Source organism: Nocardioides sp. NPDC004968 (genome assembly GCF_040608935.1).
Taxonomy (GTDB): domain Bacteria; phylum Actinomycetota; class Actinomycetes; order Propionibacteriales; family Nocardioidaceae; genus Nocardioides.
On the sequence record NZ_JBEXJF010000001.1, the window covers coordinates 98,909 to 115,832 of the forward strand.

Sequence of the window (16,924 nt, forward strand, 5' to 3'; positions counted from 1 at the left end):
TGATTGTTGACAATCATTGCATGTGGTCGGTCTGGCAGTGAGCGGATCGACCGAGCGTGCCGGGTACGCGGGACGGACCCGGCACGCTCGTTCGCAGACGCCGGTCAGACGGTCTTGTTGTCGAGACTGTCGAGCTCGGCGAGCTCCGCCTCGGACTCCGGCGTACCCGGGATCTCCGTGCCCCGGATCGACTTGCCCGCCGTCTCGACGACGAAGAACAGCGCGATCAGACCGACCACGGATCCGGCGATCATGTAATAGGCCGGCATCAGCACGTCGCCGGTGGCGCCGATCAGCGCGTTGTTGACGTACAGCGCCGTGCCACCGAAGGCGGCGGTGGAGATGTTGTAGCCGATCGCCATGCCGCCGTAGCGCACCTGCGAGGGGAACATCGCCGGGAAGGTCGCCGAGATCGTCGCGAGCTGGGCGACGTAGACGATGCCCAGCACGGTGAACCCGAGCACCGCCGGCCAGAAGCCCTGACCGATCAGGAGGAACATCGGGACCGACAGGATGATCAGCCCGATGAAGGAGCCGCCCCACATCGGCTTGCGGCCGACCTTGTCCGAGAGCGCTCCGGCGATCGGCAGGAAGACCAGCATCGCGACCTGTCCGAAGATGACCAGCAGGTCGGCGTCGGTGCTGCTGAAGCCGGCTTCCTCCTGCAGGTAGGTCGCCATGTAGGCGAGCAGCGTGTAGTTGGCGATGTTGAGCGCGGCGACCAGGCCGATCAGCGTGAGGATCGGCTTGTAGAACAGCGCGAAGAGGTCCTTCAGGGCGGCGCCGGCGCCACCCTCGATGGCGTCCTGCGACTCGAGCTCCTGGAAGACAGGTGTCTCCTCGAGCTTGGTCCGGATGTAGAGGCCGATGAGGCCGATCGGACCACCGATCAGGAACGGGATGCGCCAACCCCACTCGGTCATCGCCGCGTCACCGATGATCGACTCGGTGGTGAAGACGACGGCGATGGCGGCGGTGAAGCCGACGATGGTGCCGAACTCCAGGAAGCTGCCGTAGAACCCACGCTTCTTGTCGGGGGCGACCTCGGCCATGTACGTCGCCGCGCCGCCGTACTCGCCACCGGTCGAGAAGCCTTGGATCACCCGGAGCAGTACGAGCAGGACCACGGCCCAGATGCCGATCGAGTCGTACGTCGGGAGCAAGCCGACACAGAATGTGGCAGCCGCCATCAGGATGATCGTCATCGCGAGGACACGCTGTCGCCCGATGCGGTCGCCGAGCGGGCCCCAGAAGATGCCGCCGAGCGGGCGGAGGATGAAGGAGATCGCGAAGGTCAGAGCGGTGCCTGTGAAGCCCTGCTCGGGAAAGAAGTTCGCGGTGATCTCGGTCGCGACGTAGGCGAAGGCGCCGTAGTCGAACCACTCTGTCGCATTGCCGACCGCTGAGCCGGTGATCGCTCTTCGGAGCTTCGATTTGTCGGGCTGTGCCTCGTCGGAGGGGATGGTTGGGGTTCCTGACATTTCTTCTCACCTATTCGGTGTGATTGATGGCTGGGGACCGCGTTTGACCCGCAGTGTCGACTGTAGGTTTGTCAACAATTCGCGCCACGTTAGCGCTGTCTGTGCGACATGGCTAGGTGGCGCGGGGTGCGACGGGAGGTTTATGTAAAGCCGCGACTTTACCTGAAGAGCGCCCCGAGCCCGGGCAGGGGGCGGGGCGACCCGGCGAGGCGCAGGCCCTCCCAGACGGTCACCTGGTTGGCCGTCAGCACGGGTTTCCCGAGGGCTTTCTCCAACGTATCGATGCAGGTCAGCGTGTGCAGCGCGGTGTCGGGGACGAGGACGGCCTCGGCCTCGGGAACGTCGACGGCCAGGGTCATCTCCAGGACCGCGTCCGGGCCCAGACGGCCGGCGTCGACGGCGGTGAAGATCCCGCTGGCACCGAAGGAGACCACGTCGATCCCGCCTGCTGCCAGGAAGGAGGTGAAGTGTCCGGCCAGATCCTCGGGGTAGGAGGCGGCGACGGCGACCTCACCGAGCCCGAGGGCCCTGGCTGCCTCGACGAACGCGATCGAGGTCGACGAGGCGGGGACGCCGAGACGCTTGCTGATCGCGGCGGCCTGGGCTGCGGCGCCGTCCGGGCCGTAGACGAAGCTGCCCGAGGTGCACGCCCAGATCACTGCGTCGGGGGAGTGGACCGCGACCGCATCGGCGCCGGCGGCGAGCCGGTCCTCGGAGCCGGTGTCGAGGAGGGCCTCGACGGTGTGCTCGTCGCGACCCATGGAGGTGTGGACCAGCGGCAGCCAGATCGCACCGCCGAGCGCGTTCTCGAGCGCCGGGAAGTCGTCCTCGGCCGCGTAGCCGGGATAGAGCAGCCCAACGACCGGCGGTCGGGTCATGAGGCATGCCCCAACAGATCCTCGGCGGTCGGCGGGGTGCGTCCGACCATCCGGAGCGCGGCCTCCATGGTCGCCCGGTTCGCGGAGATCACCGGCTTTCCGAGCTCGGCCTCGAGCCGGCCGATGATGTCGTACGTCGCCAGGTTCGTGCACGAGACGACGACCGCATCGGCGGCGTCGGTGTCGGCGGCCCGCACCAGGGCGAGCGTGGTCTCGTAGGGAACCTCCCAGATGTGGTGGCCCAGCCCGAGGTCGCCGGTGCTCACCACGGTGACCCCGGCCTCGGCCAGGAAGCTGCCGAACCTGGCGGCGAGCGCGACGTCGTAGGGGGTCGCGACCGCGACCCGGGAGACGCCGAGAGCGGAGAGCGACTCCAGCACCGCGCCGGAGGTGGTGATCGCGGGTGCGCCGCCGGCGCGGCTCATCGCCGCGGCCAGCCTCCGCTCGCCGTGCCGGCCGTGGACGAAGCTGCCGGAGGTGCAGGCGTAGACGTAGAGGTGGGGATCGGCGGCCGCGAGGTCGCGTACGGCCTGCTCGACGGCCGCGGTCTCGCTGATCTCCTCGGCCATCTCGAGGGTGACCGCACGGTCGGTGAAGGGCGTCCGGTTGAAGAGCAGGCAGGTGTCGGCCGGGGCCCACCGCCACAGCTCGTGGTCGAGCACCATGTCATGTGGAACGACCACGGCGATGCGTACCGTCGGGGACATCGCACCTCGCTAAGATTGTTGACAATCTGCAATCGGCTCTCCTAGCGTAGTCTCGGATTATTGCGGAGGTGTGTCGATGCGACGGAGGATTTTTCTTGGAGACGTCCCGGCGCCCCGCGATCACGATCCTCTGTCCGCCTGGCGGCGGCAGACCCGCTGGGGTGGAGCGCCTCGAGGCGGATGCCGAGCTCACCTACACCGATGCCGCCGGCCTGGCCGAAGCACTTCGCGGAGCCGAGGCGCTACTGCTGTGGGACTACTTCTCCGAGGCCGTCCGTGACGCCTGGCCGAGCGCCGGCTCGCTGCGCTGGCTTCATGTCGCCGCCGCAGGGGTCGACAAGCTGCTGTTTCCGGAGCTGGTCGCCTCCGACGTGGTCGTCACCAACGCCCGCGGGATCTTCGACCGAGCGATGGCGGAGTTCGTGCTCGGTTCGATCCTGGCCGTGGCCAAGGACATCCACCTCAGCCACGACCTGCAGTCGGCCCGGAAGTGGCTGCGCCGCGAGACTCGGCTGATCAGCGCCGAGACCGCGCTCGTGGTCGGCACCGGCGCGATCGGTCGCGAGACGGCCCGGCTGCTGCGCGCGGCCGGGATGGACGTACGCGGTGCCGGCCGCACTGCCCGCAGCGGTGATCCCGACTTCGGCGAGGTCCTCGCCAGCGCCGACCTGGCCGCACACGTCGGCTGGGCCGACCACGTCGTCGTCACGGCGCCGCTGACCGACGAGACCCGTGGCCTGATCAGCGAGGACGTGCTCGCGGCGATGAAGCCGGGCAGCCACCTGGTCAATGTCGGGCGCGGGCAGATCGTCGACGAGGCCGCGCTCGTCTCCGCGCTCCGAGACGGCCCGGTCGGTGCGGCGTCCCTGGACGTCTTCGAGGTCGAGCCGCTACCGGCCGAGAGTCCGTTGTGGACCATGCCAGAGGTGGCGGTCTCGGCACACATGTCCGGCGACTACGAGGGCTGGCGGGAGGCGCTGGCGGACCAGTTCGTCGACAACGCCCGGCGCTGGTTGAGCGGCGAGCCGCTGATGAACGTCGTCGACAAGCAGCGCGGCTTCGTCGTCGCGGAGCAGGGGGAGAGGTCGTGACCGACCCGATGACCGACCCGAAGACCGCGTCCGGGTCCGAGCTCAGCGCCTTGACCGCCGTCGAGCTGGTGGCCGGCTATCGCTCGGGCGCCTTCTCCCCGCTCGACGCGACGCGATCGGTCCTCGACACGATCGAGGAGCGCGACCCCGCTGTGAACGCGTTCGTCCGGGTCGACGCCGATGGCGCGCTGGCGCAGGCGACCGCGTCCACCGAGAGATGGCGGGCAGGGCATCCGCTCGGCAGCGCCGACGGGGTACCGACCTCGGTCAAGGACATCTTGTGGACCGCAGGATTGCCGACAATCCGCGGCACCTGGCTCATCGACGAGGCCGGGCCATGGCCGGAGGACGCACCCACGGTCGCGCGGCTGCGCGAGGCCGGTGCGGTGATCACCGGGAAGACGACGACTCCCGAGTTCGCCTGGAAGGGCGTCACCGACTCGCTCCGCCACGGCTCCACCGGCAATCCCTGGAATCCGGGCCTGACCTCGGGCGGCTCCAGCGGCGGTGCCGCGGCGGCGGTCGGTCTCGGTATGGGCCCGTGGGCGCTCGGCACCGACGGCGGCGGCTCGGTCCGGATCCCGGCCTCCTTCACCGGCACGGTGACGATCAAGCCAACCTACGGATTGATCCCGCTCCATCCCGCCAGCCCCTTCGGCACCCTCTCCCATGCCGGCCCGATGACCAGGACCGTCACCGACGCGGCGGCGCTGCTCGACGTGATTGCCGGCTTCGACTCTCGCGACTGGTCGGCGATGCCCACACCGGGAGCCTCGTTCCTGGCCGGCCTGGACGACGGCGTCGAAGGGTTGAGGATCGGGTTCTCACCCACGCTCGGGTACGTCGAGAACGACCCGGAGGTCGAGCGGCTGGTCCGCGAGGCGGTCGCCGTGCTCGAGGCCGAGGGTGCCCGGGTCGAGGAGGTCGACCCCGGTTTCTCCGACCCGGTCGAGGCGTTCGAGGTGCTCTGGTTCTGCGGTGCGGCGAAGGTGATCGACGCCTATCCTCCTGGTTCGATCGACAAGATCGATCCGCTGCTGCGCGAAGGCATCGAGACCAAGGGCCGAGGCTCCGCGGCCGACTACCTGGACGCCACCGCGGTCCGGATGGACCTCGGCCGGTTGATGGGGCGGTTCCACGAGACGTACGACCTGCTGGTCACCCCGACCATGCCGATCACCGCCTTCGAGCGGGGGCTGCAGGCGCCCAAGGGCTGGCCCTCGCAGTGGTGGCCGAGCTGGACGCCCTACACCTACCCCTTCAACATGACCCAGCAGCCGGCGGCGAGCGTGCCCTGCGGCACCACCGAGGCGGGGCTGCCCGTCGGCCTCCAGATCGTCGGTGCCCGCCACGACGACGCCCGGGTGCTGCGCGCGGCGCGGGCCTATGAGCGGGCCAGCGGTGAGCTGTTCGTCCGACCTGTCGACAATCCTCGAGGAGCGCGATGAGCCGCTACATCACCGTCACCCTGGAGCGCCGCGGTGTCTCCTGTCTAGCCCGCCTGCTCGACGAGGAGGCGCCACGCACGGCCGGCGCCGTGTGGGACGCACTGCCGCTCGGCGGCCAGGTCTTCCACGGCAAGTACGCCCGCAACGAGATCTACAACCTCGTGCCTGCCTTCGCCGCGAAGGATCCGGGCAAGGAGAACACGACGGTCACCCCGATCCCTGGCGACCTGTGCTACTTCGCCTTCTCCTCCGACGACCTCGGCAATCCGTCCTACGGTTACCCGGAGGACCGCGGACCGGGAGCGATGACCGAGATCGTCGACCTCGCCCTCTTCTACGGCCGCAACAACCTGCTGATCAACGGCGACCAGGGATGGGTGCCGGGCAACGTCTTCGGCACGATCGTCGACGGTCTCGAGGAGATGGCGCAGGCCTGCCAGGACGTCTGGATGAACGGCGCCACCGACGAGATCCTCACCTTCGCGCGCTCGCACGACGACGCACAGTAGCGACGGCTGGGAACCGGACGGATCGGGTATCGGTCCGGTGTTCGAGGACACCGTCGATAGGGTTTGGGCATGTCGTGGTCGGAGAGCAACACCCATCATTGGGACGACTGGTCGCTGGCCGACCTCGTCGCGGCCAAGCAGGGGCAGCGGGTGAGCCTCGTGGTGCCGGCGCGCAACGAGGCCGCGACCGTCGGCGGCCTGGTCGACAAGCTGCGCACGAGCCTGATGGAGACCTCCGATCTGGTCGACGAGCTCGTCGTCATCGACTCCGACTCGTCCGACGACACCGCAAGGATCGCGGCCGACGCCGGGGCCGACGTCTACGCCTCGGCCGCGATCCGGCCCGAGCTCGGCTCCTACCCTGGCAAGGGTGAGGCGATGTGGAAGTCGCAGTTCGTGACCACCGGTGAGCTGATCGTCTTCATGGACGCCGACCTGACCGACTGGGACACCCATTTCGTACGCGGCCTGATCGGGCCCCTTGTCAACAATCCGACGATCGAGCTGGTCAAGGGCTTCTACCGGCGCCCGGGGGAGCACGGTCTCGACGGCGGTCGGGTCACCGAGCTCGTCGCTCGCCCGCTGCTGGCCCTCCATCGCAGGCCGCTGCGCGACCTGATCCAGCCGCTGGCGGGGGAATGGTCGATCCGGCGCTCGCTGTTCGAGCGGCTGCGGGTCCCGATCGGCTACGGCGTGGAGCTCGCCGCCCTCGTCGACACCCTGGACACGCGAGGGATGGAGGCGATCGCCCAGGTCGACCTGGGCCAGCGCGACCACAGCCACCAGGATCTCTTCGATCTCGGCCTGATGGCCACCCAGATCGTCGGCATGATGTCGCGCCGCCTAGGCACCGGTCCGGCAGGCGACGACGTCGAGCTGCGGCAGTACATCCCGATCGACGGCTCGACCAAGGTCGTCGACCGCTCCGTGAGCCTTCTGGAGCGGCCGCCGGTGCGCGACGGCGCGGGCGGTATGGTCGCCTGATGCTGCGCCTCGGACGACATTCCTTCGGCGACGACGACGCGCTGATGATGGCGATCGTCAACCGCACCCCGGACTCGTTCTTCGACAAGGGAGCGACCTGGGCCGAGGACGCGGCCTTCGAGCGCGTACGTCTGGTGGCCTCCCAGGGTGCGGAGATCGTCGACATCGGCGGGATCAAGGCGGCGCCTGGGGCCGAGATCGGCGCGGCGGAGGAGAAGGCCCGCGTGGTCGACTTCGTCGCTCGGGCACGCGAGGAGTTCCCGGCGCTGGTGATCTCGGTGGACACCTGGCGCGCCGAGGTCGGTGACGCGGTGTGCGCGGCCGGTGCCGACGTCATCAACGACGCCTGGGGCGGGGCCGATCCGGAGCTCGTCGACGTCGCCGCCGCCCACGGCGCCGCGATCGTGTGCACCCACACCGGAGGCGTGACTCCGCGGACACGGCCCTACCGGATCGAGTACGACGACGTGGTCCGCGACGCGATCGACTCCACCCTCGGCTACGCCCAGCGCGCCCTGGACGCCGGTGTCGCGAAGGACTCGATCGTCATCGACCCGGCCCACGACTTCGGGAAGAACACCTTCCACTCGCTCGAGATCACCCGCCGGCTCGGCGAGATGGTCGCGACCGGCTGGCCGGTGCTGGTCTCGCTCTCCAACAAGGACTTCGTGGGGGAGACGCTCGACCAGCCGGTCGGAGAGCGCCTCCTCGGCACCCTGGCCGCTACCTCGGTCTGCGCGCTGGCCGGTGCCCGCATCTACCGCGTCCACCAGGTCCCGGAGACCCGGCAGACCGTCGACATGGTCTGGACGATCGCCGGCCGGCGACGTCCGAAGCGAGCGATCAGGGGACTGCAGTGACTCGAGTGGCGCTGGTTCCGGGATGCCTGGCCCTGCTGCCGGAGTACGCCTCGCTCGACGACCCGGTCGACGAGCTCCGTGCTGCCTGCCTGGCCGCGGTGGCCTGGCTGGGCGAGGACGTACGCGTGATCGCCGGTGCGCAGGGTGCCCGGGTCGCCTCCTCGCTGCTGGCCGAGGTCGGCACGGCTCCGGTGGCCAGCGGCGAAGCGGCGTACCTCATCGTCGGCAACGGCTCGGCCTGCCGCAGCGAGAAGGCGCCGGGACACCTCGACCCGCGGGCCGCCGGGTTCGACGAGGCGCTCAGCAAGGCTCTGGTCACGCCCGACCCCGAGGCGCTCAGTGCGCTCGATCTCGGGTTCGCCGATGAGCTCTGGGCCGACGTCGGCCCGATCAGGGAGGCGGCCGACCTGCTGCGCAGCGTCGAGACGGTGGCGGTCGACTACGACGACGACCCCTATGGGGTGCGCTATTGGGTCGCCCGCTGGGCTCAGTCGGCGTAGTCGAGCAGGTCGGTGAGCCCAGCGGCGTAGATCTTCGGGGTGACGTCGCCCAGCATGAGCCGCTGCAGGATGAAGCCGGGCAGCAGGCCGGTGAGGACCATCGCGATCCGTTCGGGATCAGCGTCCTTGCGGAACCGGCCGGCCGCGATGGCGCCTTCGGCGTAGCTGCGCCAGGCGGCCCGGATGCGGCGCGCCTCGGGGGCCATCACCTCTCGGATCTCCGGGTCGCGGGCGGCCTCGGCCCAGGTCTGCAGGGCGATCCGGGGGAGGTCGACACCGAGCTCTTCGGAGACGTCGAGAAAGTGCTGGGTCGCGGCCTCGATCGCCCGTGAAGGCGGGAGAGCGTCCTCATCGGAACTCGGGTCCGGGGTGAAACGAGTGATCGCCTCCACGATGGTCGTCAGGCCCGACTCGGCGATCGCGCGGATGATGTCGTTCTTGCCGCGGAAGTAGGTGTAGACCGAGCCGGCGGAGAGCCCGGACTCCTTGACCACGGCGGCCATCGTCGTCTTGTGGAAGCCATCACGCTCCACGCAGCGCAGCGTCGCCGCGATGATCTGCTGGCGCTTCTCGGCGCGATGCTCCTCACTGATCTTCGGCATACCGGAAGCATACCTCAAAAGAAAACGAATATTCATTCTTGATAAATCCGGCGATGTGGAGGAGAGTTCCTTCAAAGAGAATGAACATTCGTTTTTTTGAAGGGAACCTGCCATGTCCCAGTCAGCCAAAGCCGTGATCGGGGTCAGCCTCGGTCTGGTCACCTTGCTCACGTTGCTCATCTCCGCGTTCGCTTGGCCCACCAGCGAGCTGGAGCCCAGGTCGCTACCGCTGGTCGTCGCCGGCCCCGAGGCCGCGGTCACCCAGATCGAGACCCAGCTCGCCGCCAACGCGGGGGAGGACGCCTTCGAGATCACCGCGGTCGAGGACCGCGACGAGGCGGTCGAGGCGATCGAGGACCGGGAGGCGTACGGCGCGATCGTCGTCGGCCCGCAAGGCCCGGAGTTCCTGGTCGCCTCCGCCGCCAGTGCCAACGTCGCTCAGCAGCTCACCCAGATGGCCACCGCGATGGGCGCCGAGACCGGCACGCAGCCCCAGGTGACCGACGTCGTGGCGAGTGCGGAGGACGACCCGCGCGGCATCGTCTTCGGTGCGTCCGCGCTGCCGTTGGTGATCGGCGGCATCATGGCCGGCGCGATCACCTCGCTGGTGCTGACCCGCACCCGTGACCGGGTCGCGGCCGCCTTCCTGATCGCGATCGGCGGCGGTCTCGCGATGACCGGCGTGGTCCAGGGCTGGCTCGGAGCCCTCGAGGGCAGCTACCTGGCCAACGCCGGAGTCGTCGCCCTCGGCATCCTCGCCGTCGCGCTCCCGATCATCGGCCTGCGCCACCTCATCGGCCCCGCAGGCGTCGGCATCGTCGCGCTGCTGATCCTGCTCGTCGGCAACCCGCTCTCCGGGATCACGTCCGCGCCGGAGATGGTGCCGTTCGGCTGGCTCGGCCAGCTGATGCCCCCGGGCGCGGCAGGGTCAGCGCTTCGCGGCTTCTCCTTCTTCGACGGCGCTGGGACCACGGTGCCGCTGATCGTCCTCGCCTGCTGGGCCGGGTTCGGCCTGCTGCTGACCGTGCTCCCGCACCGCGAGAAGGACAGCGCCGAGGACGCCGAAGCCGGACGAATCGAGCGTGACCTGGACGCCGCGGCACGGTAGAACAGTGGGGATGAGTCATCCACGCGAGCCGGTCGGCGAGTGGTGGCGCGACCAAGTGGTGGCGCTCCACCGCTGGAGCCGGCTCGTGCTGCGTGACGAGGACGACTCGATCCATCAGATGCGGGTGACCGTACGCAGGCTGCGCAGCGTCCTGGCGACGTACCGCCCGCTCCTCGAGACCGAGCAGACCGAGCCGCTGCGCGCGGAGCTGAAGTGGCTGGCTGCTCTCCTCGGAGACGTACGCGACGCAGAGGTGCTCCGCAAACGGCTGACGCGCTGGGCAGCGGAGCACGGCCCGGGACCGACCGGTGTCGACGCACTGCGGGCAGCGCTCGCCGATCGCCAGGCCCAGGGGCGCGCCCGGCTCTTGCCGGAGCTGGACAGCGACCGCTACCGCGCACTGATCGCGGCCCTCGCCGACGGTCCGCCCTGGTCAGAGGCGGACCCGGGCAAGAAGGCTCTGCGCAAGCGGCTCCGCCGGAGCTGGCGACGTCTGGTGGCCGCGGTCGATGCCGCCGATGAGGCCGCTGATGCCGACGAGCGTCGCCGGCGGCTCCACGAGGTGCGCAAGAAGGCCAAGCGGGTCCGCTATGCGGCCGAGTCACTGGGCGCGGTCTTCGGCAATGACGCCGAGCGTCTCGCCGAGGCGGCAAAGTCGGTCCAGTCGACCCTCGGCGACCTCAACGACGCCGCCGTCATGATCTCGACGATCGGGCAGGTCCCAGCGCCCGACGACGCCATCCGCGAGCTCCTCGAGGCCGAGGAGGCCGCCGCCGACGCCGCCGAGGAGCGGTTCGCCTCCGTCTGGAAGAAGGCGAACCGCTCGAAGGTCCACGGCTGGCTGAGTCCCTGAGCCCCTGAGTCAGCCGATGGGGCTCTATCCGACAGGAAAGGCGAAGTAGGTGTCCGGGTAGGGCTCGTCGATCAGCGAGTAGTGCCACCACTCGTTCTCGTAGCGGCTGAACCCGCACGACTCCATCACCGAGCACAGGTGCGACCGGTTGCGCGCCGCGACCTCGGAGACCCCGGCCGCGCCGTGGTGGGAGATCTCGTCCATCAGGTCATGGTCACCACCCATGTCCAGCAGCGCCCCCGTGGCCGAGGAGAAGAGGGTCAGGTCGACGGTGCTGCCGCGACTGTGACCGGACTTGGCGGCGACGTACCCCTTCTCGAACATCTCCGGGCGGGTGATCGAGGGGTAGTGCACTCGCTTGCGCTCGTCGTCGTCCGGCGAGGGCTCCCCGGCCCAGCGCAGGAACGCGTCGACGGCGCGCTGGGGGCGATAGCCGTCCCACAGCAGGATCCCGAACCCGAGGGCGGCGGCCTTGTCCCGCGCCTGGGCGAGCGCGGCGCACAGCTCGCGGGTCCCGACGATGCGGTTGACCAGGTAGCCGTCGACCGGCTTGCCGGTGAAGTTGTCCCAGGTGGCGTACTTGCTGTCCCAGCGGATGCCCGGCGCCAGCTCGTCGACGAAGCCGAACCCGTCCTTCATCGCCGGGTCTCTTCAAGAGCCAGAGTGACCGCGCGGTCGAGGAACTCGGTCATCGAGATCCCGGCCGCGGCCATCATCCGCGGGTAGCGGCTGTACGAGGTGAGCCCGGGCAGGGTGTTGACCTCGTTGAGCACCACCGTGCCGTCCGCCTTGAGGAACATGTCGACCCGCGCCAGGCCACGGCAGCCCAGCGCACGGTAGACCCGCTGAGCCTCGGTCTTGACCAGCTCCTGCGCCTCGGCCGGGATGTCGGCGGGCACGATGAAGGTCGCGTTCTCCGAGCCGGTCTCGGGGGCGTCCTCCTGGTGGATCTTGAAGAAGCCGTGCGAGAGCGCGACGTGGTCGACCTCTCCGGTGACCAGCTCGGCACCGTTGCCGAGGATCGCACAGCCGATCTCCTCGGCGACGACCCCCTCCTCGACGAGCACCTTCTCGTCGTACTGCCGCGCCGTCGCCACCGCGTCGGCCAGTTCCTCGGCCGAGGTCACCTTGCTGACCCCGAAGGAGGACCCGGAGCGGGCCGGCTTCACGAAGACCGGATAGGGGAGTACACCGGGGTCGACCGACTCGCCGGGGCCGAGGATCCAGAAGTTCGGCGTCGGGACGCCCGCCTCGCCGACGACCGTGTAGGCCAGCGACTTGTCCATGCACAGCGCCGAGCTCTGCACGTCGCAGCCGACGTACGGGATCCCGGAGAGCTCGAAGAGCCCCTGGATCGCGCCATCCTCACCGAGCTTGCCGTGCAGGACCGGGAGCACGACGTCGAGCCGGATCGTCTCGTAGCTGCCCCCATCGAGGACGAGCAAGCCATGGACGCTGCGGTCGGGGGAGAGTACGACCGGGCGGTGCGCGCCGTCCTCCCAGCTCGCCTCGGGGCCGTCGCACAGACGCCAGTCACCGCTCTTGGTGATGCCGATCCAGTAGGCCTCGTACCTGTCGGCGTCGAGGTTCTTGGCAACCTCCTGCGCCGACTTCACCGAGACGGGGTGCTCCTCGAAGACGCCACCGAAGATGATGCCGACCTTGACCTTAGACATGCGGAAACCTGCTTTCGAATTCACGACAGTTCACGATGGAGTTCTCGACCGTGTCCATGAGGGCATGGTCGGTGAAGTAGGCGATATGGGGGCTGACCAGCACATTCGGCATCTCCTGGAGCCGTGCCAGCCAGCCGTTGGGGACATCCCGCCCCCGGAGATCGGCGTAGAAGATGCCCTCCTCGCCCTCGATGACATCGAGGGCCGCACCGCCCAGCCGGCCCTCCTCGAGAGCTTCGATGAGCGCCGGGGTCTCGATCAGCGCTCCGCGACCGGTGTTGATGACGTACGCACCGGGGCGCATCCGGTCGATGCGTCGCCGGTCGAGGAGATGGTGCGACTCCGCACTGAGCGGCGCGTGCAGCGTGACGATGTCGCTGCGCTCGACCAGCGTGTCCAGATCGACGTGCTCCACCCCCTCGGCCGCGGGCCGGGGCCGGATGTCATAGGCGAGTACGTCGCAGCCGAAGCCCCGCAGCCGGTCGATGACCGCCGCGCCGATCCGCCCGGTCCCGACCACGCCGACGGTCAGGTCGCGCAGCTCGCGGCCGCGCGTGGCCGCCGGGCGGTAGTCGTGGGCGTCGGTGCGCCGGATCGTCGACTTCGCCTGACGCACCGACATGAGCATCAGCATCAACGTGTAGTCGGCCACGGAGTCCGGTGAATAGGAGACGTTTCCGACCGTTATCCCGATGCTTTTCGCGAAGTCGACGTCGATGTGGTTGAAACCGACGCTTCGCGTCGAGATATACCTGACACCAGACTTCTGCAGAGCGAGAAGCGTGTCGTTCGATATCGGCGACTTATGGCTGACGCTGATGCACCGGTCTCCGACCGCGAACTCGACATTGTCCTGGGAGACGGGCTCGGTCGTGGTCCTCAACGAGACCCCGAGACCAGGCGCCAACACGTCGAAAATGCGGCTCTCATCAGGAGCGCAGCCGTAGACCGTGATCCCGACGGTCGGCGAGATCACGGTCTGCTCCATCGGCTCGGTCGGTGCCGTCAGGGTCGGCTCGTGGTAGATCATCGACGCCAGCAAACCCCAGGAGCAGTTGCGGGCCCGTATGGAATTTCTGATATGCCGACGATAGGTAGATCGCGGACCTGGGCAGAGTTATCGTCCGTGTATCGATTAGCGGATACACGCCGGCAACGTGCGATTTCGAAGACTGATGGGATGATTCCCCTCAGCTTGGACGAAATCGCCTCGTTGGTCGGCGGGAAGGTCGTCGGCGACGGCTCGGTGACCGTGAGCGCGCCAGCCGTGATCGACGGCCGCGAGGCAGACCCGGGCGGCCTCTTCGTCGCGTTCGCGGGCGAGCACACCGACGGCCACGAGTACGCACCTCAGGCCGCCGCGGCCGGTGCCGTCGCCGTGCTCGGCTCCCGCCCGATGACGCTCCCGACGGTCGTCGTCGACGACGCGCAGGCCGCGCTGCAACGCCTGGCCGCCCACGTCATCGCGCTGCTGCGCGACGAGATGACCGTCGTCGCGGTCACCGGCTCCCAGGGCAAGACCAGCACCAAGGACATGATCGAGGCGGTGCTGGCGAGCGCGGCACCGACCGTCGCGACCTCCGGCTCGTTCAACAACGAGCTCGGCGTACCGCTCACCATGCTGCGCGCCGACGCGACCACCCGGTTCCTCGTCCTGGAGATGGGGGCCCGGCACATCGGCGACATCGCCGAGCTGACCGGACTGGTCGCGCCGGACATCGCCGTCGTGACCAACGTCGGCCAGGCCCACCTGGGCGAGTTCGGGTCCCGCGAGGCCATCGCGACCGCCAAGAGCGAGCTGGTGCGAGGCCTGGCTATCGGCGGCACAGCGGTGCTCCATGCCGACGACCCGCGTGTGCTCGCGATGGGCGAGCTCACCGACGGTCCGGTGCTGGCCTTCGGTGCCGGCGAGAGGGCAGGCGTACGAGTGCGTGACCTCGCCCTGGACCGGCTCGGTCGGCCCACCTTCACCCTTCAGCACGTGGACGACACGGCCGTCGTCGCGCTCCCGTTCGTGGGCGCCCACTGGACGCTCAACGCCGCGGCCGCCGCGGCGGCGGGGCTGGCCGCCGGGGTCCCCCTGGAGCAGGCCGCGACCGCGCTGAACACCGCCTCGATCTCGAAATGGCGCATGGAGCTGCGCGCCCTCGCCAGCGGCGCGACCCTCCTCAACGACTCCTACAACGCCAACCCCGAGTCCACCCGCGCCGGTCTGGACGCGCTCGCCTCGATCGACGCCAAGCGTCGCATCGCCGTGCTCGGCGAGATGCTCGAGCTCGGCGAGGCGAGCCGCGACGCGCACCACGAGATCGGGACGTACGCCGCCACCCGGGCCGACCTGGTCCTCACCGTCGGCGAGGCCGCCGCCGTCATCGCGGACGGCGCGGGTCAGCGGGCGGTCGCCCTGCCCGACAACGCCGCCGCGATCGACTGGTTGCGGGGCCACCTCGCTCCCGGCGACGTGGTGCTGGTCAAGGCCTCACGCGGAGCCCGCCTCGACCAGGTCGCCGCGGCGCTGGTCTGAGGTCGGCGGAACGGATCGCCGGCGGCGCCACCACGGCCACGACAAGATCGCGGCCAGCGTGGCGCCGCCGGCGTTGAGGAGTACGTCGTCGATGGAGGAGACCCGGTCCAGCCGCAGGGTGTACTGCAGGGTCTCGATCGTCACCGAGCCGGCCACGCCGAGCGCCAGGACCCGCCCCACCGAGCGCAGCGCCCGGAAGCGGATCGGGCCGAAGAAGCCGGCCGCGGCGAAGAGCAGCAGGTTGCCGACGACACCGATGGTCGTCATGGTCGGCAGGTCCTCGAGCGGCACCAGGCTCACGCTGCCGTCGACCAGGCCGGCCATCGGGCCGGGCACCATCGTCAGCAGTACGAACGGCACGGTGCCGTAGACGATCGCGACCTCGGCCAGCGACGTACGCCATTCCCGGCCCGGCGCGAGACCCAGTGCCCGGCGCAACAGCGCCAGGACCGGCACCGCCAGCACCGCCACGGGCAGAGCCAAGATGGTGAGCAGGGCGATGCCCGTGAAGGTGAGTGAGCCCGATTCGTTCACCATCACCGGCCCCGCCTCATGTAGAGGTCGAAGGCTCGGTAGACGATCGGGCGCAGCGGCAGGTCCCACTCGCCGACGTACCTCACCGCCTGCCCGCCGGTGCCGACCTTGAACTGGATCAGGCCGACGTGGGAGTCGTCGGTGGACAGCGTGGGGGTGATCCCGCGCAGGTCGTAGACGTCGCAGCCGGCGGCCAGCGAGTCACGGATCATCGCCCACTGGCAGGCGTTGGAGCCGCGTACGTCCCGCTTCTCCGTGGAGGAGGCGCCGTAGACGTACCAGGCGTGGGCGCCGACGCGGACGTAGATCGTCGCGGCCACCAGGTCGCCGTCGTGACGGGCCAGATAGAGCTTGACGCGCTCGTTGTCCTCGGCGGACAACGCCGTGAACATCTTCTCGAAGTAGGCCAGCGGCCGTGGCGTGAAGTGGTCGCGCTCGGCGGTGTGGACGTAGAGGTCGTGGAACGCCTTCAGGTCCTCGCCGCCGACCGAGGTGGTCACCTCCACGCCGGCCTTGGCGGCCTTCTTGATGTTGCGCCGCCAGAGCTGGTTCATCCCGGCGAGCACCTCGTCCTCGAACCGGGCGGTCCCGTCGCGGTGGCGCAGCGGGATCTCGTACGTGAACTGCGGCTGCCCCGCTCCGAACCCGTCCACGGGGTTCTGCGGGATCCAGCCGGAGTCGCGGAGATAGCGGGTCACCTCGTCGCCGACCGGATCGGTCCGCCCCGGGATGTCGGTGAGGCGTACGACCTCAGGGTCTGCGATGCCCTCCTTGACCTGTGCGGCGTTCCAGGTGTCGGTGGGCACCGGGGGAGCGACCCGGATCGCGAACGCGCCCTGCGAGCGCAGGTAGGAGACCAGCGGCGGGAACCAGACGGTGAGGCCGCCGGCCCAGTCGATGTCGGGGCCCCACGGCAGGTAGGCCAGCGTGTAGCCGAGCCGCGGCACCGGCCGGTGCAGCACCAGGCCGGTCCCGGCGAGCCGGTCGCCGGCGTACCAACCCAGCGACTCGCTGCGCCACTCGGTCTTCACGTCGGCCCAGGCGGGGGTCTGCAGGAAGCTGACCGACCGCCGCGACCGGACGTGGTCGAGGTGCTCGGCAGGACTGATCGGTCGGACAGTGAAGGTCACCGTGCCAGTAAACCCGTGGCGATGTCGTCGGGGCGTATG

18 protein-coding genes are annotated in these 16,924 nt (G+C 69.4%); 9 read left to right on the forward strand and 9 right to left on the reverse strand.

Going from position 1 to position 16,924, the window contains the following annotated elements:
• Positions 1-104 precede the first annotated feature (104 nt).
• The 3 genes from ABZU72_RS00450 to ABZU72_RS00460 all read right to left on the reverse strand — a co-directional run bounded on the left by ABZU72_RS00450 (position 105) and on the right by ABZU72_RS00460 (position 3,066).
• Positions 105-1,481, reverse strand: coding sequence for an MFS transporter (locus tag ABZU72_RS00450; RefSeq protein ID WP_355016939.1), 1,377 nt, complete (start codon positions 1,479-1,481; stop codon positions 105-107).
• A 158-nt stretch (positions 1,482-1,639) separates the two neighbouring features.
• A complete protein-coding gene (locus ABZU72_RS00455; RefSeq protein WP_355016940.1) occupies positions 1,640-2,359 on the reverse strand; it encodes a maleate cis-trans isomerase in 720 nt (239 codons plus the stop codon).
• Positions 2,356-3,066 (reverse strand): Asp/Glu/hydantoin racemase, encoded by a 711-nt coding sequence (locus ABZU72_RS00460; RefSeq protein WP_355016941.1) that lies wholly within the window; start codon positions 3,064-3,066, stop codon positions 2,356-2,358. The genes ABZU72_RS00455 and ABZU72_RS00460 overlap by 4 nt, the downstream gene beginning before the upstream one ends.
• A gap of 95 nt (positions 3,067-3,161) precedes the next feature.
• Here ABZU72_RS00460 and ABZU72_RS00465 point away from each other — a divergent pair, with 95 nt between their 5' ends.
• From ABZU72_RS00465 to ABZU72_RS00490, 6 genes are all read left to right on the forward strand, one after another.
• A complete protein-coding gene (locus tag ABZU72_RS00465) occupies positions 3,162-4,157 on the forward strand; it encodes a D-2-hydroxyacid dehydrogenase (RefSeq protein WP_355016942.1) in 996 nt (331 codons plus the stop codon).
• Positions 4,154-5,605 carry an amidase gene (locus ABZU72_RS00470; protein ID WP_355016943.1) on the forward strand — a complete coding sequence of 484 codons (1,452 nt, stop codon included), beginning with the start codon at positions 4,154-4,156 and terminating at the stop codon, positions 5,603-5,605. Before ABZU72_RS00465 ends, ABZU72_RS00470 begins: the two co-directional genes overlap by 4 nt.
• Entirely contained in the window at positions 5,602-6,114 is a 513-nt protein-coding gene (locus ABZU72_RS00475; protein WP_355016944.1) for a DUF3830 family protein, read from the forward strand. The genes ABZU72_RS00470 and ABZU72_RS00475 overlap by 4 nt, the downstream gene beginning before the upstream one ends.
• 69 nt (positions 6,115-6,183) lie before the next feature.
• The gene (locus tag ABZU72_RS00480; protein WP_355016945.1) at positions 6,184-7,098 is read left to right on the forward strand and encodes a glucosyl-3-phosphoglycerate synthase; all 915 of its coding nucleotides are present in this window, start codon (positions 6,184-6,186) and stop codon (positions 7,096-7,098) included.
• The gene (gene folP, locus ABZU72_RS00485; RefSeq protein WP_355016946.1) at positions 7,098-7,958 is read left to right on the forward strand and encodes a dihydropteroate synthase; all 861 of its coding nucleotides are present in this window, start codon (positions 7,098-7,100) and stop codon (positions 7,956-7,958) included. The genes ABZU72_RS00480 and folP overlap by 1 nt, the downstream gene beginning before the upstream one ends.
• On the forward strand, positions 7,955-8,458 hold the full coding sequence (locus tag ABZU72_RS00490; RefSeq protein ID WP_355016947.1) for a hypothetical protein: 504 nt from the start codon (positions 7,955-7,957) through the stop codon (positions 8,456-8,458). The genes folP and ABZU72_RS00490 overlap by 4 nt, the downstream gene beginning before the upstream one ends.
• On the opposite strand, the gene ABZU72_RS00495 is transcribed toward ABZU72_RS00490, so the two are convergent.
• Entirely contained in the window at positions 8,446-9,060 is a 615-nt protein-coding gene (locus ABZU72_RS00495) for a TetR/AcrR family transcriptional regulator (protein WP_355016948.1), read from the reverse strand. The genes ABZU72_RS00490 and ABZU72_RS00495 overlap by 13 nt on opposite strands.
• A 112-nt stretch (positions 9,061-9,172) precedes the next feature.
• On the opposite strand from ABZU72_RS00495, the gene ABZU72_RS00500 reads away from it, so the two are divergent.
• Positions 9,173-10,168 (forward strand): hypothetical protein, encoded by a 996-nt coding sequence (locus ABZU72_RS00500; RefSeq protein WP_355016949.1) that lies wholly within the window; start codon positions 9,173-9,175, stop codon positions 10,166-10,168.
• A gap of 10 nt (positions 10,169-10,178) precedes the next feature.
• Positions 10,179-11,021 carry a CHAD domain-containing protein gene (locus tag ABZU72_RS00505; protein WP_355016950.1) on the forward strand — a complete coding sequence of 281 codons (843 nt, stop codon included), beginning with the start codon at positions 10,179-10,181 and terminating at the stop codon, positions 11,019-11,021.
• A gap of 24 nt (positions 11,022-11,045) precedes the next feature.
• Here the strand turns inward: ABZU72_RS00505 and vanX are convergent, their stop codons facing one another.
• From vanX to ABZU72_RS00520, 3 genes are read right to left on the reverse strand one after another with little or no spacing between them, the layout of a single operon-like run.
• Positions 11,046-11,660 (reverse strand): D-Ala-D-Ala dipeptidase VanX, encoded by a 615-nt coding sequence (vanX, locus tag ABZU72_RS00510; RefSeq protein WP_355016951.1) that lies wholly within the window; start codon positions 11,658-11,660, stop codon positions 11,046-11,048.
• Entirely contained in the window at positions 11,657-12,697 is a 1,041-nt protein-coding gene (gene vanA / locus ABZU72_RS00515) for a D-alanine--(R)-lactate ligase (protein WP_355016952.1), read from the reverse strand. Before vanA ends, vanX begins: the two co-directional genes overlap by 4 nt.
• Positions 12,690-13,670: a D-isomer specific 2-hydroxyacid dehydrogenase family protein gene (locus ABZU72_RS00520; RefSeq protein ID WP_355017328.1), complete on the reverse strand. Its 981-nt coding sequence runs from the start codon at positions 13,668-13,670 to the stop codon at positions 12,690-12,692. The genes vanA and ABZU72_RS00520 overlap by 8 nt, the downstream gene beginning before the upstream one ends.
• Before the next feature lie 207 nt (positions 13,671-13,877).
• Between ABZU72_RS00520 and murF the strand changes: the two genes are divergently transcribed.
• Complete coding sequence (murF, locus tag ABZU72_RS00525) at positions 13,878-15,221, forward strand: UDP-N-acetylmuramoyl-tripeptide--D-alanyl-D-alanine ligase (protein ID WP_355016953.1); 1,344 nt, start codon at positions 13,878-13,880, stop codon at positions 15,219-15,221.
• Here murF and ABZU72_RS00530 read toward each other — a convergent pair.
• Positions 15,177-15,758 (reverse strand): VanZ family protein, encoded by a 582-nt coding sequence (locus tag ABZU72_RS00530; RefSeq protein WP_355016954.1) that lies wholly within the window; start codon positions 15,756-15,758, stop codon positions 15,177-15,179. The two genes, murF and ABZU72_RS00530, sit on opposite strands and share 45 nt — an antisense overlap.
• Positions 15,758-16,885 (reverse strand): peptidoglycan bridge formation glycyltransferase FemA/FemB family protein, encoded by a 1,128-nt coding sequence (locus ABZU72_RS00535; RefSeq protein ID WP_355016955.1) that lies wholly within the window; start codon positions 16,883-16,885, stop codon positions 15,758-15,760. The genes ABZU72_RS00530 and ABZU72_RS00535 overlap by 1 nt, the downstream gene beginning before the upstream one ends.
• Positions 16,886-16,924 lie beyond the last annotated feature (39 nt).

Bases quoted from the DNA above. Each gene is read 5' to 3' on its own strand.
- ABZU72_RS00480 (WP_355016945.1), top strand. From the start codon at position 6,184: ATGTCGTGGTCGGAGAGCAACACCCATCATTGGGACGACTGGTCGCTG.
- ABZU72_RS00450 (WP_355016939.1), bottom strand. From the start codon at position 1,481: ATGTCAGGAACCCCAACCATCCCCTCCGACGAGGCACAGCCCGACAAA.
- ABZU72_RS00460 (WP_355016941.1), bottom strand. From the start codon at position 3,066: ATGTCCCCGACGGTACGCATCGCCGTGGTCGTTCCACATGACATGGTG.
- ABZU72_RS00505 (WP_355016950.1), top strand. From the start codon at position 10,179: ATGAGTCATCCACGCGAGCCGGTCGGCGAGTGGTGGCGCGACCAAGTG.
- ABZU72_RS00455 (WP_355016940.1), bottom strand. From the start codon at position 2,359: ATGACCCGACCGCCGGTCGTTGGGCTGCTCTATCCCGGCTACGCGGCC.
- vanA (WP_355016952.1), bottom strand. From the start codon at position 12,697: ATGTCTAAGGTCAAGGTCGGCATCATCTTCGGTGGCGTCTTCGAGGAG.
- ABZU72_RS00530 (WP_355016954.1), bottom strand. From the start codon at position 15,758: ATGGTGAACGAATCGGGCTCACTCACCTTCACGGGCATCGCCCTGCTC.
- ABZU72_RS00495 (WP_355016948.1), bottom strand. From the start codon at position 9,060: ATGCCGAAGATCAGTGAGGAGCATCGCGCCGAGAAGCGCCAGCAGATC.
- murF (WP_355016953.1), top strand. From the start codon at position 13,878: ATGATTCCCCTCAGCTTGGACGAAATCGCCTCGTTGGTCGGCGGGAAG.
- ABZU72_RS00475 (WP_355016944.1), top strand. From the start codon at position 5,602: ATGAGCCGCTACATCACCGTCACCCTGGAGCGCCGCGGTGTCTCCTGT.
- ABZU72_RS00500 (WP_355016949.1), top strand. From the start codon at position 9,173: ATGTCCCAGTCAGCCAAAGCCGTGATCGGGGTCAGCCTCGGTCTGGTC.
- vanX (WP_355016951.1), bottom strand. From the start codon at position 11,660: ATGAAGGACGGGTTCGGCTTCGTCGACGAGCTGGCGCCGGGCATCCGC.
- folP (WP_355016946.1), top strand. From the start codon at position 7,098: ATGCTGCGCCTCGGACGACATTCCTTCGGCGACGACGACGCGCTGATG.